Genomic DNA, 14,378 nt, shown 5'->3' with positions numbered 1-14,378 from the left:
GCTGGCCCCTCCCCCTTTGTGTTAGTCGCCGCGGGTGCAGCGAATGCCTAGCCCTATGCAACAAGAAGGAGCGAGCGTCTTGGGAGAGCATCGCCACTATCGCCAACTCGTGCTCGCCGTCATCACCTTCGGCGGGATGCTCAATATCGCCGACCGGCTGATTCTCTCGATCATGATCGAGGATATCAAGCACGCGTTCTCACTGACGGATACCGAGATCGGCCTCGTCACCGGCTTTGCCTTCACGCTGCTCTATGTCGTTTGCGGTTTGCCGCTGGCCTGGCTGGCAGACCGCATGAGCCGCCCCCTGATCATTTCCCTCTCCATCGCCACGTGGAGCCTGATGACCGCGCTGTGCGGGACGGCGACCGGCTTCTGGACCTTCTTCCTCGCGCGGATGGGTGTGGGCATCGGCGAATCCGGCAGCGGCCCCGCGGGCACTTCGCTCCTCACCCAGACATTCAAGGGTCACGAACTTGGCCGCGCCATGGGCATCTATTTCCTTGGCCCCACGCTCGGCACTGCGGCCGGGCTCATGCTGGGCGGCGTGCTCGCGCATGCGGTCGGATGGCGGATGACCTTCCTGCTGCTCGGCATTCCCGGCGTGCTGTTCGCGATGTTCGTCTATTTCACCGTCAAGGAACCGGGCGGCCGACCCGTCCCGCCCAAGGTCAGCGTCGCCGAGGGCATGGCCGCATGGCTCGCCGGCATTCACGCGCTCCTGGCGAACCGCGTGTTCCTCGCCGCTTCGGCCGCCTTCGGATGCATGATCGTGACGGGCTACGGCTTTGCCACCTGGCTTGCCGCGATCATGCTGCGCAATTTTGCAGTCTCCACCGCCGATGTGGGCTTCTACCTCGGCCTTGCCTTCGTCCTCGGCGGCATTCCGGGGCCTTTGCTCGGCGGCTACCTCACGGACTGGCTGGTGCAGCGCGATGCGCGCTGGCGTGCGTGGCTTCCCGCCTTCGCCACACTCGCGTGCTTGCCGATCTACCTCGCCGCGCTGCAAAGCACGAATTTCTGGACGTTTCTCGGCCTGTTCTCGTGTGGCTACCTCGTGTTCCTCACCGCGCAGGCGCCGACAGTCTCGCTGATCCAGCTCGCCGTGCGGCCCGACGAGCGCGCGATGGCGATGGCGGTCGCGATGATCTTCAACAACTTCATCGGTCAGGCGCTCGGCCTGTTCCTCATCGGCCTAGCCAGCACCACCCTCACTCCGATGTTCGGGACCAAGGCGCTCACCTGGGCGGTCATCGGCGTCAGCGCTGCCTTCGCCGTCCCTGCGGCGCTGTTCTACCTCTATGCCGCCGGCGGCATGGCCAAGGGTCCCCTCAAAATGATCAATGGCCCCGACTCCCTGCACGCGTAAACTGTTGGTAAGTCCTAGGGAGAGCGGACAAATGGTGGAAACCAAGACCGGGCACGACCGCACTGCCGGCGTGACCTACAACGATGTGATCAAGGCGGACACTGTTCCGCCGCCGCCGGTCTATCTTGAGGATTCGCCTTATCCGGGCGGCGTGACCACGGTTGCCACGCACCGCTACTGGAGCAAGGAAGAGCACGAGCGCGAAGTCGAACGGCTGTGGAAGCGCGTCTGGCAGATGGCCTGCCACGAGGATGACATCCCCAACGTCGGCGATACCTATGTCTATGAGATCGCGGGCCTTTCCTTTATCCTGGTGCGCAATGAGCCCGGCGACGGGCCCGGCGCGGTCAAGGCATTCCCCAACGCCTGCCTTCACCGCGGCCGCCAGCTTTGCGAAGCGCACAAGAAGGGCCTCAAGGTGCTGCGCTGCCCGTTCCACGGCTGGTCCTGGCACCTTGATGGCAAGCTCAAGGAAGTGCCCAGCCACTGGGATTTCCCCAGCGTCACCGAAGAGGAATACTCGCTTCCTGCCGTGTCGGTCGGCCACTGGGGCGGCTTCGTATTCATCAATCCGGATCCGAATGCCGAACCGCTTGCCGATTTCCTCGGCGATATCGACCGCCATTTCTCGCTGCCGTTCAAGCGCCGCTACAAGGCCGCCCACATGGTCAAGCGCCTGCCGTGCAACTGGAAAGTGGCGCAGGAAGCCTTCATGGAATCCTACCATGTCGTCGGCACGCACCCCGAACTGCTGCCGATGTTCCTCGATACCGGCTCCAAGTACGACGTCTGGCCGAACATCTCGCGCGCCATGTCCGCCTCGGGTCCGCCGAGCGCGCACACCGATCTCGATGCGCCCGATCCGTCCGCGTTCCCCGAAGGACAGGCCTTCACCAGCTTCCGCCACCCGCTGTCCGGCCACGTCTATCGCCGGATCGAGGAAAACCGCGTCGAAGTGACGCACCCGAATGGCAAGACCGGGATCTTCGACATGACCGGCACGCATGTCTCGGGCGAAGTCGTCAGTGCGGACGCGCATATGTGCAACTGGATCGGTGGCAAGATCATCCCGGGTGAGGAAAACATGCCCACCCGCTTTGCCTCGGCCTCGACGGAGGACTTCCGCGCCGATGCCGCGCGCGATCGGCGCGAGCTCATGCGCCCGCAATGGGGCGATGCGATCGACCAGTTCAGCGACGCCGACATGATCGACGCGATCTTCTACTCGGTATTCCCCAACCTCCACCCGTGGGCGGACTTCAATCCGATCTTCTACCGCTTCCGGCCGGACGGGGATAATCCCGAGCAATCACTGCACGAAGTCATGTACATGGTGCAGGTGCCCGAGGGAGCCGAACGCCCGGCACCTGCCAAGTGCACCTTCCTCGACCTTGAGGACGACTACACCAAGGCGACCGAATTCGGCAGCTATCTCAACAAGATCTTCAACCAGGACGGGCTCAATCATGCCGCCGTCCAGAAGGGCCTGCACAACCATCCCAAGGGCGAGGTGATCTTCGCGAGCTATCAGGAAAGCAAGATCCGCGATTTCCACAACAAGCTGAACCGCTGGCTGGAAAGTGAAACCCCGCCGAAAAGCCGCTAGGAAATTCACGGTAGCGGCCTCCTCGCGCAGTGCAGAGGGGGCCGCTTTTTTGCGCTCCTGAAGTGCCGGAAAACACCGCAGCGGGGTTGCTGCGAAGCCGTGCCCGCCGCTACGGAATCCGTGCGTTTTTGCAGTCACACTGCGCACAAAATGCGGCGGCCTGTCACCCTTTTTGATAGTTGCTGTTCGCCCCCCTTACCCTAGCCTAGCAATCGGGATTGTGGGCGCAAAATCAGGCAAAAACAGCATGATATGCCCCCACCGACAGTTGGGAGGATTTCTATGGGGTTGAGGACAATCGCGTCGCCATTTCGCGCCGCGCTTTTTGCGGGCGTAGCGGCAGCATCACTGGCAGTTCCGGGGCTGGCGCATGCCGCCGATGCTGCGGCAGCAGGGGCCACTGGTTCCACCACCGCGGATGATGGCAACGCGATCACGGTTATCGCGCGCAAGACCACGGAAACGCTGCAGAACGTGCCGGTGACCATCTCCGCGATCAGCGGTGAAGCGATCAACCGCGATCAGGCGACCAAGGCCGAAGCGCTTGGCACGCACATTCCGACCCTGAACATCTACACCGGTGGCTCGGGCTCGGGCGGCTCGATCGCACTGCGCGGCGTCGGCTCGTCGGCCATTTCGGCTGCGTTCGACTCTGCGGTTGCGCTTGATATGGACGGCGTCCAGCTCAGCTCGATGCGTCTGCTTCAGGCCGGCTTCTTCGACATCAAGCAGGTCGACGTGCTCAAGGGCCCGCAGTCGCTGTTCTTCGGCAAGAGCGCGTCAGCCGGTGTGCTTTCGCTGCGTTCGGCTGATCCGACCAAGACCTGGGAATTCGGCGGCAAGGCCTCGTACGAATTCGAAGAGCACGGGTATGTGGTGGGTGGATACCTCTCGGGTCCGGTGACGGATACGCTCGGTATCCGCGTGGCCGCCCAGTATAACGACATCAGCCAGTACACCAAGATCCAGCCGGGCATCGCGGCACAGATCCGCAATCGCGGCATGCGCGATTTCGTCGGCCGGCTGACCTTGCAGTACGATCCCTCCAGCGCCTTCACCGCCAACCTGAAGGTCAACTACGTCCGCAACCGCAACGACGGTGCTATCGGCCACCAGGACATCTACTGCGGCAAAAATGGCCGAGCTGACGAGGTTGTTCTGCTCGGCGGCGCGGTCGCCGTGCCTTCAGGCGCGAACTGCAACATCAACGACCGCTACTATGCGATCAGCGACCCGTCCCCCACCCAGAACAGCAACTACCCCACCGGTAGCGCCGCGGGTGACGGCAAGTATCCCGGCCATCCCTTCGGCAAGACCGATATCTGGCTGACGCGCCTGAAGATGGACCTTGATGTTGGTGCCGGCCTGAAGGTCAGCTCGGTGACCGGTTATTTCGCCATCAAGTCGATCGATTCGGACACCTACAGCACGGTCGGCACCGGCCCTGCGTTCAACCCGAACGGCATTCCGCTGGCGCTTATTGCGCCCCGGCTTGCGGCCAACAATGCGCCCGGTTCGGCGCAGGGCTTCGGCTCGAGCGACCCGCTTAACGCCACCAAGCAGTTCACACAGGAACTGCGCCTTTCAAGCAACTGGAGCGGCCCGTTCAATTTCATGGTCGGCGGCTTCTACGAACACCGCAATATCGATTTCGACACGTCGCAGCAGGGTGTGAACATCTCGATCATCGCGCTTGATCCGGTTACGGGCAGCGCATTCGACTGGTTCAAAAAGCACCACACGACGACCTCGGCGTACTCGTTGTTCGCCAGCGGCTCGTATGACATCACCGAGCAGCTGGAGCTTTCGGGTGGTGTTCGCTGGACCAAGGAAGACAAGGTCAACACGATCTCGGTGCCCTATGTGCACGCCTTCCTCGCGGCCACCCCTGCCTTCATCAGCAGCGGGTTCTTCTCGGGGCCGATCCCGTTCAAGGATCAGAACTGGTCGCCGGAAGTCACGCTGCGCTACAAGGCCTCGGATGACCTCAACATCTATGCGGCGTACAAGACCGGCTACAAGTCGGGCGGTATCGACAACAGCGCGCTGCCTTCGAACAGCCTCCTCGGCTTCAACAATCCGGCAACGCGCGATGCGGTGGCGGCAGGCCTGAAGTTCAAATCGGAACGGACCAAGGGCGGCGAAATCGGCGTGAAGTCGCAGTTCCTGGGCCGCACGATCACGCTCAATGGCTCGCTGTTCTACTACAAGTTCACCGATCTGCAGCTGCAGGTGTTCGATGCGACGAAGGTGCAGTTCCGCACCTTCAATGCCTCGGAGCTGACGACCAAGGGTGTTGATATCGACTTCACCTGGCGCACCCCCCTCGAAGGCCTGCGCCTTAACGGTGCACTGGCCTACACCAAGGCCTCGTTCACCAAGGACCTGATTTCGGCAATCACTGGCGAAAATCTCAAGGGCCGCAATGCAGCCCGCGCGCCGGAATGGGCCGGAAATGCTGGCTTCGATTACAACGTGCCGATCGGAAGCTCGCTTGAATTCGGTGCTCACGGCAACTTCCAGTTCTCGGGAAGCTACTATACCGACACCACGAGCTTCAACGATTACAAGCAGAAGTCCTACGCAACTGTCGATGGCGGCATCTCCATCGGCCAGCCCGACGGCAAGTGGAAGCTGGCGCTGGTCGGCATCAACCTTGCCGACAAGCGCTACGTCGTCTCCAGCGGCTCGCGTCCGTTCCTGGCCCCGCCGGGTGGCTATGGCACCCCCGGCAGCGCGACATATGTTCCTCAGGGCGACGACCTCAACGTCAACCTGAACCGCGGCCGTCAGGTCTTCGTGGAAGCCAGCTTCAAGTTCTGATCTCCACACGTCAGAACGTGCTGAGGAAAGGCCGTCCCGGGAAACCGGGGCGGCCTTTCCTCTTGAGGGCCGGGTGCTTGTCCCGGCAGAGGCGCACGCCTGCTCTGGATTCCCGCCTGCGCGGGAATGACGAAGGTATGGGACAAACAGCTGGTCACCCGCGCGCCCTTCGGCCAGCCGCTTGCAGCAGCCGCTCAGGATAAACCAAACGAAGCAATCCAGAGCGGCACAGAGCCGCCCCAGGATTGCTTCGTCGCTTTGCTCCTCGCAATGACGAACTGTTAACCGCTTTGTCTCGTCATCCTCGCGCAGGCGGGGATCCAGAGCGGCAAATCGTCGCGCTACCAGCTCCGGTCAGGCCGCCACCACCCGCACCGGGATCGCGCTTTGCAGCACCATGCCGGTGATCGGATCGGCATCGTCGGCATCGTCGATCAGGCGGTTGGTCGATGCGCCAACGGTCATCACATCATCCTTGCCGGAATCGTCGTTACCCCAGGCGTGCGACATCGAGATCACCCCGCGCCGCACCTTGTCGCTCGCGCTGGCGACCGCGTGGATCGAGGCAACGCGCGAGGCGATCTCGATCACTGCGCCGTCCTTGACGCCAAGCTCGGCAAGATCCTCCGGATTGAAGTAGGCCGGGTTGGTCGGCATCTTCTTCTTGAGGAATTCGGAGATGTGGCCGTTGCTGTTGTAGCGGTGCTTCGACCGGCGCGAGATCAGCCGGAAATCGAATCCGTCCTTCTCCGGCCGATGCGCCGCATAGCCCGCGAAAGCTAGCGGCATCGCACCCGCAGCCAGCTGGAACCTGTTCGCCGCATCGGGATCGGCAGGTTCGATCACCGCGTGCACCTCGGGATAGAACATCGCGCCGCCCGGGGTCGCGCTCTCCAGCGAATCCGCGCGCGCCTTGCTCGGCTTCACGAGGCAGCCGTGCGAGATGAGGTCGAGCATCGTCATCTTGTCCGGCACTGCGTCCATCGAGCACGGCCCGCCCGGCAACTGGAGCTGCAGCCCAAGGTGCTTGGCGAGCCACCACAGCATCTCGTACTCGTCCATCGTATCGCCCGGCGGCGGCACCATCGCCTCCCCGTAATGCGCATAAGGCTCCTCGCAGAACGGCTGCGAGACGTTGTTGATGTCCTCACGCTCAAGGCACATCGAAGGCGCAAGGATCACGTCGGCGCGCTTGGCGCTGGCCGACATGTAGGGATCGACCTGGACGAACATGTCGAGCGTTTCGAGCGCCTTGCGCACCTTGCGCTGGTTGGGGAAGGCGATCTCCGGGTTGCCGCCGATCGAGATCAGCACCTTGATCTGCCCCTCGCCGGGGGTGAGGATCTCGTCCGCCAGCACCGGGCACGGCATTTCCTGCCCCAGCTTGCCGATGCCGCGAATGCGCGATTGGGCAAAGCCTTCGCCGAACATCGGCATCGGCGGCGCGACCTGGGCCTTCTTGGGGCCAGCGGCGAAGGGCATGAACACCATCGGGTTCGCCACCTTGTCACCCGCCTGGTTGAACCGCGCACAGACCACGTTGAGCGCGGTCACGAGGTATTCGGTGAGCGTGCCGCGCCCCGCCATTTCAGGCCCTGTCCCCGTCACCACGCGGCCCTTGGCGGCGCGGGCAAACATGCGGGCGGCCGCGACGATCTGCTCCGCCGGAACCCCTGCGCGCGTTTCGGCGATCTCTGGCGTGAAGTCCTTCACCGCATCGGCCAGCGCATCAAACCCGTCGACATGCGCCGCCACGAAATTGCGGTCGTAGAGCCCTTCCTTGATGATCACGTGCAGCATGGCGCCAAGCAGCGCCGGATCCTCGCCCGGCTTCACCTGCAGGTAGAGGTCGGCGAGATTGCCGGTGTCGCTCTGCCGCGGATCGGCAACGATCACCTTCATGCCCCGCGCCTTGGCATCGCGCAGGCGGCGCGAGGGCGAGAACGGCGGGACGCCCCCGCTCGGCGTGTAATGCGATACCAGCGGGTTGTTGCCGACGAACATGACCACGTCGGACTCCTCGAAATTGTTCGGCCCGCCCATCCACTGGCCGTAGCGCGCGGTGGTGAACACCTTGGCCGGCTGGTCCACCGTCACGCTGGTATAGTAGTTGCGCGTGCCGATCGCCTCCGCCAGCGCGTAGGAGGTGCCCAGCACTGCGCTGTTCTGGAACGCGTTGGTGCCGCAATAGAGCGCGACGGCATGGGGCCCGTGCTCGGCGATCACCGCCTTGATCTTGTCGGCCACCAGCTTGAGCGCATCGGCGGTCGAAGTCTCGACGAACTCCGCGCCCTTCACCCCGCCCTTGCGCACCAGCGGGCGCAAATGCCGTTCGGGCAAGTTGTGCATTTCGGGCATCTGACGGCCCTTCACGCAAGTATAGCCATTGAACAGCGGGTTCTCGGGATCGCCCCGCACCGCCGTCACCTTGTCGCCCTCGACATCGACCAGCATGGCACAGCTGGCGTGGCAGAAGCGGCAGAAGGTACGCAGGGTCTTATCGGCCAAGACACATCTCCCTAGTGTTTTGAGCGCGAAAGCTATCGGCAATCCGGAGCCGGGCACACTGATGAAAGAGAGGGTAGGCCGGTCAATTCCGCCAGTACCCAAGACTGGCGATCTGGGCTTCAACGAGGACCAGCGACGCAAGAGGATTACCGCGATGACCACCGAAAACCGCCACTGGATCCTCGCCCGGCGCCCCGTCGGCAACGCCTATGCCGATGCGTTCGCGCTCAGCACCGAAACGCTGCCCGCGCTGGCAGATGGCCAGATCCTCGTTGCCAACAAAGTTCTCTCGATGGACAGCGGCACCCGCATGTACATGACCGACCGGCAGGATAGCTACCAGCCCGGCACACCGCTCGGCGCCAAGCTGATCGGCACGGTGCTGGGCGTGGTCACCGAGAGCCGCCATCCGGATTACACGGCCGGAGACCGCGTGCGCTGTTATGGCCAATGGGCAGACTATTCGGTCGTCGAGCCCGGCGCGACTTACTGCACCGTGATCGACCACGCCCATGCCGATCTCAAGGAATACGTCGGGATCTATGGCGCCAACGGGTGGACCGCATGGGTCGGCGTCGTCGAGACCGGCGCGGCGCAAGCGGGCGAGACCTTCGTCGTTTCGGCTGCCGCGGGCTGCACCGGGCTGATGGCAGGCCAGATCGCCAAGGCGCGCGGCTGCCGCGTGATCGGCATCGCCGGAGGTGCAGCCAAGTGCGACTTGCTGACGCACGAATATGGGTTTGACGGCGCGATCGACTACAAGTCCGCCAACGTCGAAGCCGAACTGGCGCGGCTCTGCCCCGATGGCATCGACGTCTATTTCGACAATGTGGGGGGCGAAATCCTGGACGCGGCGCTGGCCAACATGGCGCTGTTCGGGCGTGTCGCAGTCTGCGGGCTGATCACCAACTATATCGCCGAGGGGCCTGTTCCCGGCCCCTATCGCTTCGATCAGGTGCTGATGAAGCGCCTGCGCATCGAAGGCTTCTTCTCGCCCGACTTCTACGCCCGCGAGCCGGAGTTCAATCCGGAGCTCTCCCGCCTCGCCGCCGCCGGCCAGCTGCGCCTGCCGTTTGAAGTGAGCACAGGCCTTGCGGAAACCCCCGTCGCCTTCACGAAGCTCTTCACCGGCGCGAATATCGGGAAGGTTGTGGTGGAGCTATAAGTTCCTCTCGTCATTGCGAGCGCAGCGCAGAAATTCAGGGCCGTTATGCACGGCTTCCCCTTGTAATCGCTGGACAAGAAGCCGGCGCGGTGCGACCAACCGCGCCGGTTTCAATTTGCACGTGGGGCGCTTTCATGCGGTTGCTTCGGGGAATATCGGTACTGGCTCTGAGCTTCGGGCTGAGCACAGCGGCGCTGGCGGCGGACAAGCCCGCTGATCCTGCTAAGCCGGCCGAGACGGCAAAGGTCGCCCCCGCCGCACTGTTCCAGCCTGAGGAAGTGGCAAGCGAGGGCTCGGTCACCGTGCGCGGCGCGCGGATCGACTACAAGGCGGTTGCGGGCACGCTGGTCGTGCATCCCAAGGGCTGGGACGATGCAGCAAAGCCCAAGGCCGATGCGGCCGGCGATGATGCTCCGGCAGAAGCCTCGATGTTCTACACCGCCTATTTCAGGAAAGGCGCGCCCGCGGCGGATCGCCCCATCATCTTCGTGTTCAACGGCGGGCCGGGTTCCTCCACCGTGTGGCTCCACATGGGCGCCTTCGGTCCGCGCCGGGTGGTGACGGCGGACGGCAGCCACACCGCACCGGCGCCCTACAGCGTGGTCGACAACGCGGACAGCCCGCTCGATGTGGCAGACCTCGTTTTCATCGATGCACCGGGGGCGGGTTTCAGCCGGATCGCGGGAAAGGACAAGGAAAAGGCGTTCTACGGCATCGATCAGGACGTCCATGCCTTTGCCGATTTCATCAAGCAGTTCCTGAGCAAGTACCAGCGCTGGAATTCGCCGCGCTATCTCTTCGGCGAAAGCTACGGCACGCCGCGCGCGGTGGCCCTGGCGGCGAAGCTGCAATCGGCGGATGCGGTCGATCTCAACGGGATCATGCTGCTTTCGGTGACGCTCGCGTTCGATTTCTGGGCCGATGCGCCGCAATGGAATCCCGGCAACGACCTGCCTTATGTCGTGACCCTGCCGACCTATGCGGCAACGGCGTGGTATCATAACCGCGTGCCCGGCGGCCGCCCGGCAGAGCTCGCGCCGTTCCTCGCGGAAGCAGAGCACTTTGCGACCGGTGAATATGCAGCAGCGCTGATCGAGGGGAACGACCTTCCGGCCGAGCGCAAGCAGGCGATTGCCGAGAAGCTGGCGCGCTACACCGGCCTGACTCCGGCCTATATCCTGCGCTCGAATCTCCGGGTCAATCTCGGCCAGTTCAACCGCAATCTGGTCGACGATAGCGGGCAGACCCTCGGCCGGCTCGATACGCGCTTTACCGGGCCGAGCCTCGATGTGCTGAGCCGCGAGGCGGAGTATGATCCGCAGTCCACCGCGATCAGTTCGGCCTATGTCTCGGCGTTCAATGATTATGCGCGCACAAAGCTCGGTTATGGCGCGGGCAAGGCGTTCAAGCTGTTTGCCAACGTGGGCGACTGGGACCTCAAGCACACTCCGCCAGGCGCCGGTGGCGCGGTGGAGGGCGCGGCGAACGTGCTGCCGGACCTGGCCTATACGATGAAGACCAATCCTACCCTGCGTGTGCTGGTGCTGGGCGGATACTACGATACGGCGACGCCCTATTTCGAGGGGCGCTTCCAGATGCGGCACTTGCCGGTGCCGGAGAACCTGCGCGGGAATATCTCGTACAAGTATTACCCGTCAGGCCACATGGTCTACGCGCACGAGGATTCGCTCAAGGCGCTGCACGATGACGTGGCGGCGTTTGTGAAGGGGCGCTGATCGAGCGCGTTCCTCCCCTTCGTCTTTGCGAGCGTAGCGAAGCTACCCAGGGCGTAAATGCGTGGCGCTCTGGGTAGCTTCGCTACGCTAGCAAAGACGAGAGTTGGGGGCGGCCTCGGGAGGAGCGTCGAAGCTGGCGGTCAGGTTTGCCCCGCCAGCCACCGCCGGGTGGCATCCGCCACGACCTTGGCGCGCGCACCCGGATCCGGGAAGCCATCGCGCAGCGCCTTGGAGCGCAGTTCGATGCTGAGCGGAATGCCGGGCGGCAGGCCCTTGTACATCTCCGCCAGCGGCAGGGCGCCTGCGCCGCATTGCTCGCGCAGGTCGATGGCGTCCTCGATGATCGCGGCGAAATCGGCAGGATCGGGGCGCTTCGCTGGCGCGTCACAGAACTGGGCGTAGGGCAGGAGATCGCGCGGCACCTTGGCGAGATCGGCGGGCGGGGTCAGCGAGCGGTCGACATGGATCGGATCAATCAGCAGCGCCCGCAGCGGGTGGCCGACCTGATCGAGCACGCCGAGCGCCATCGCGAGGGTCTTCACTTCGGTGAAGATGCCGAACTCCAGCGCCACGCGCAGGCCGGTGCCCTCGGCATGGACGCAAAGCTCATGGAGGCGGGCAGCAGTCGCCCCCATGTCCGACTCGGAAGAAACGCACAGCACGTTCTTCGCACCAAGCTCGGCGCCAACATCGATCACCTTCTTGTGCAGGCCCATGTCGCTGCCCGGCTGGATCCAGATGACTTCGACATCGAGCAGCGGCAGGCCGGTGTCCGCCAGTGCCGCGCGCGCTTCGCGGGTCTGGGTGCCCGTCCAGGTTGCGGGATCGACCCAGAGGCCGACCTGATCGAAACCGCCGGCCAGCGCGGCGCGGATGGTTTCGACGGGGCCGAACTCGGGCACTACGCCCGAGGCGAGGCTGATCGGGTTCATCAGATCGACCACCCCTAGATCGAGCTGCCGCCGTCGATGCGGAATTCGGCACCGGTGGTGAAAGTCGATTCGTCAGAGGCGAGATAGACCGCGATGGCGGCGATTTCCTCGGGCGTGCCGATGCGGCCAATGGGGTGGACGGCGACCCACCCTGCATAGACTTCGTCCGGATTGGGCACCTGCGCCAGCACCTTGTCGAGGATCGGGGTGCGGATCACGCCCGGGTGGATCGAGTTGCAGCGGATGCCGTAGCCGCTCTTGCCGCAGTGCGCGGCGATTGATTTGGTCATGATGGCAACTGCCGCCTTCGCGCCATTGTAGGCCACCAGATCAGCGGTGGCCTTGATGCCGGCGAGCGAGGACATGTTGATGATCGACCCGCCGTGCGCCTTCATTTTCGCAACGGCATATTTGCAGCCAAGGAACACGCCGACGACGTCGATCTCGAATTCATGACGGAACTGTTCGAGCGTGACCTGCTCGATATTGCCCGCGGTGGTGATGCCGGCATTGTTGATCACGCAGTCAAGCGTCTCGATACCATCCATGGCGCCGGCCCAATCGGCTTCCTGTGTCACGTCGAGGTGGATGTAGCTTGCCTTGTCGCCAAGCTCGGCGGCCAGCGCCTTGCCGTTTGCATCATCGATGTCCGCGATGACGACCGATGCACCTTCGGCGACAAAGCGCCGCGACATGGCAGCGCCAAGGCCCGAGGAGCCGCCGGTAACGAGGGCGGTCTTGCCGTTCAGTCGCATTCTCTTTTCCTTCTCTATCAATACGTCCAGCCCACCCCCGCTCACCCTGAGCTTGTCGAAGGGTGTTGGCGCGACCGCCGTGCATGATGCTTCGACAAGCTCAGCATGAGCGGGGGTGGGGAGGTATCCTACGTGTTCGCCGGATCGACCCGTTCCCAATCATGGTAGGCTTGCCGCGTCACGATGATCCATTCGCCATTCCGCTTTTCCATGCGGTCGCAATAGCGGCCCGCGACGATCCAGTCGGTCGCCTTGCCCTGCGTCGGCACCGGGGTGCCTTCGGTGTGGCCAGCCTCGATGAAGTGGTAGGCGACGAAGTTGGCTTCGGTATCGACGCTGAGGCCATCGGGCGCGAATGCGAAGTGGACATTGCCGATGGTGTGATGCGTCGCGGGGATCGTGCCCAGCACGGCACTGGCAAAACCGATAAACTCGTCCGGCGATCCGACGAATGTGGAATGCCGGTGGACATGGTCATCGGCGAAGCACGAGCGCACCAAAGCCCAGTCTTTCCGGTCGATTCCCTTGCAATAGCGGTGGAGCAGATCGCGCACTTCCTCGCGCGCCAAGAGCTCGTCCATCGTCAGCGCCACGGCCCCACCCCTCTCTTTTGCTAGTAACGTCTGCCTAGCATCCGGGGTGAATTGGTGGGAACTTGCATAATTGAGAGGAACGCCGCGTTATGGGCAGGCTAGCCGGAAAAGTCGCGATCATCACTGGGGCTGCCAAGGGCCTTGGCGAAGCAGATGCGCGCATGTTCGTGCGCGAAGGCGCGCGCGTGATCCTGACCGACGTGGACCGCGAAAACGGCGAGCGGGTAGCGGCCGAGATCGGCGAGATGGCCGAGTTCCGCTACCTCGATGTGCGCCACGATGCGGAATGGAAGGCGCTCGTCGATGATGTCGTCGCGCGGCACGGCAAGCTCGATGTGCTGGTCAACAACGCGGGCGTGGTCGAGCTTGGCGATATCGAGACGCAGACCGAGAAGGACTACCGCTTCATCATGGCTGTAAGCGCCGATGGCACGTGGTTCGGCTGCCAGCATGCGGTGCGCGTGATGAAGGAGACGGGCGGCGGTTCGATTGTCAACATGGCCTCGATCGCATCGGTCCAGGGCGAAAGCGCGGTTGCGGCATATTGCGCAGCAAAGGGCGCGGTCGAAGGGCTGACGCGCGCGGTGGCGGTGCACTGTGCCAAGAGCGGCTACAACATCCGCTGCAATTCGATCCACCCGGCCGGCATCCTCACGCCGATGGTGATCGAAGTGGGGCGGCAAGCGGCGCTGATGCGCGGCGCGACCGAGGCGCTGAACGGCGGCGCGGCCGCGACCAAGCTCGGCGAGCCTGATGACATCGCCTATACGGTGGTGTTCCTCGCCTCGGATGAAAGCAAGTTCATCAACGGCGCGGCGATCCGCGTGGACGATGCGAAATCGGTGATCGCAGGCAACGCCTGATATCCGGGCCCGAGCCCGCAGCAGGGCA

General features: G+C 63.7%; 10 protein-coding genes. 6 read left to right on the top strand and 4 right to left on the bottom strand.

The genetic code is table 11. The features are described 5' to 3' along the window. Positions 1-79 precede the first annotated feature (79 nt). From ACO056_RS18550 to ACO056_RS18540, 3 genes are all read left to right on the top strand, one after another. Entirely contained in the window at positions 80-1,369 is a 1,290-nt protein-coding gene (locus ACO056_RS18550; protein WP_421849800.1) for a spinster family MFS transporter, read from the top strand. A 31-nt stretch (positions 1,370-1,400) separates the two neighbouring features. Beyond that, on the top strand, positions 1,401-2,975 hold the full coding sequence (locus ACO056_RS18545) for an aromatic ring-hydroxylating oxygenase subunit alpha (protein ID WP_421849797.1): 1,575 nt from the start codon (positions 1,401-1,403) through the stop codon (positions 2,973-2,975). 282 nt (positions 2,976-3,257) lie between these two features. After that, positions 3,258-5,798, top strand: coding sequence for a TonB-dependent receptor (locus ACO056_RS18540; protein WP_421849794.1), 2,541 nt, complete (start codon positions 3,258-3,260; stop codon positions 5,796-5,798). A gap of 354 nt (positions 5,799-6,152) precedes the next feature. Here the strand turns inward: ACO056_RS18540 and ACO056_RS18535 are convergent, their stop codons facing one another. Then, entirely contained in the window at positions 6,153-8,306 is a 2,154-nt protein-coding gene (locus tag ACO056_RS18535) for a molybdopterin-containing oxidoreductase family protein (protein ID WP_421849791.1), read from the bottom strand. A gap of 61 nt (positions 8,307-8,367) precedes the next feature. On the opposite strand from ACO056_RS18535, the gene ACO056_RS18530 reads away from it, so the two are divergent. Next, positions 8,368-9,471 (top strand): NADP-dependent oxidoreductase, encoded by a 1,104-nt coding sequence (locus tag ACO056_RS18530; protein WP_421849788.1) that lies wholly within the window; start codon positions 8,368-8,370, stop codon positions 9,469-9,471. Between the two features lie 134 nt (positions 9,472-9,605). Then, positions 9,606-11,207, top strand: a complete 1,602-nt coding sequence (locus tag ACO056_RS18525) for a S10 family peptidase (protein WP_421849785.1) — start codon at positions 9,606-9,608, stop codon at positions 11,205-11,207. Between the two features lie 140 nt (positions 11,208-11,347). Here the strand turns inward: ACO056_RS18525 and ACO056_RS18520 are convergent, their stop codons facing one another. The 3 genes from ACO056_RS18520 to ACO056_RS18510 form a co-directional block, all read right to left on the bottom strand. After that, positions 11,348-12,139 (bottom strand): sugar phosphate isomerase/epimerase family protein, encoded by a 792-nt coding sequence (locus ACO056_RS18520; RefSeq protein WP_421849782.1) that lies wholly within the window; start codon positions 12,137-12,139, stop codon positions 11,348-11,350. 14 nt (positions 12,140-12,153) lie between these two features. Further along, complete coding sequence (locus ACO056_RS18515) at positions 12,154-12,894, bottom strand: glucose 1-dehydrogenase (RefSeq protein ID WP_421849779.1); 741 nt, start codon at positions 12,892-12,894, stop codon at positions 12,154-12,156. 128 nt (positions 12,895-13,022) lie between these two features. Further along, entirely contained in the window at positions 13,023-13,487 is a 465-nt protein-coding gene (locus ACO056_RS18510) for a nuclear transport factor 2 family protein (RefSeq protein ID WP_421849777.1), read from the bottom strand. 89 nt (positions 13,488-13,576) lie between these two features. On the opposite strand from ACO056_RS18510, the gene ACO056_RS18505 reads away from it, so the two are divergent. Further along, positions 13,577-14,350, top strand: coding sequence for an SDR family oxidoreductase (locus ACO056_RS18505; protein WP_421849775.1), 774 nt, complete (start codon positions 13,577-13,579; stop codon positions 14,348-14,350). Positions 14,351-14,378 lie beyond the last annotated feature (28 nt).

The organism is Novosphingobium sp. (genome assembly GCF_965228995.1).
In the GTDB taxonomy this organism is placed as follows: Bacteria; Pseudomonadota; Alphaproteobacteria; order Sphingomonadales; family Sphingomonadaceae; genus Novosphingobium.
The sequence above is the reverse complement of the archived record's forward strand: the minus strand, read 5'-3'. Positions and strand labels throughout refer to the sequence as shown.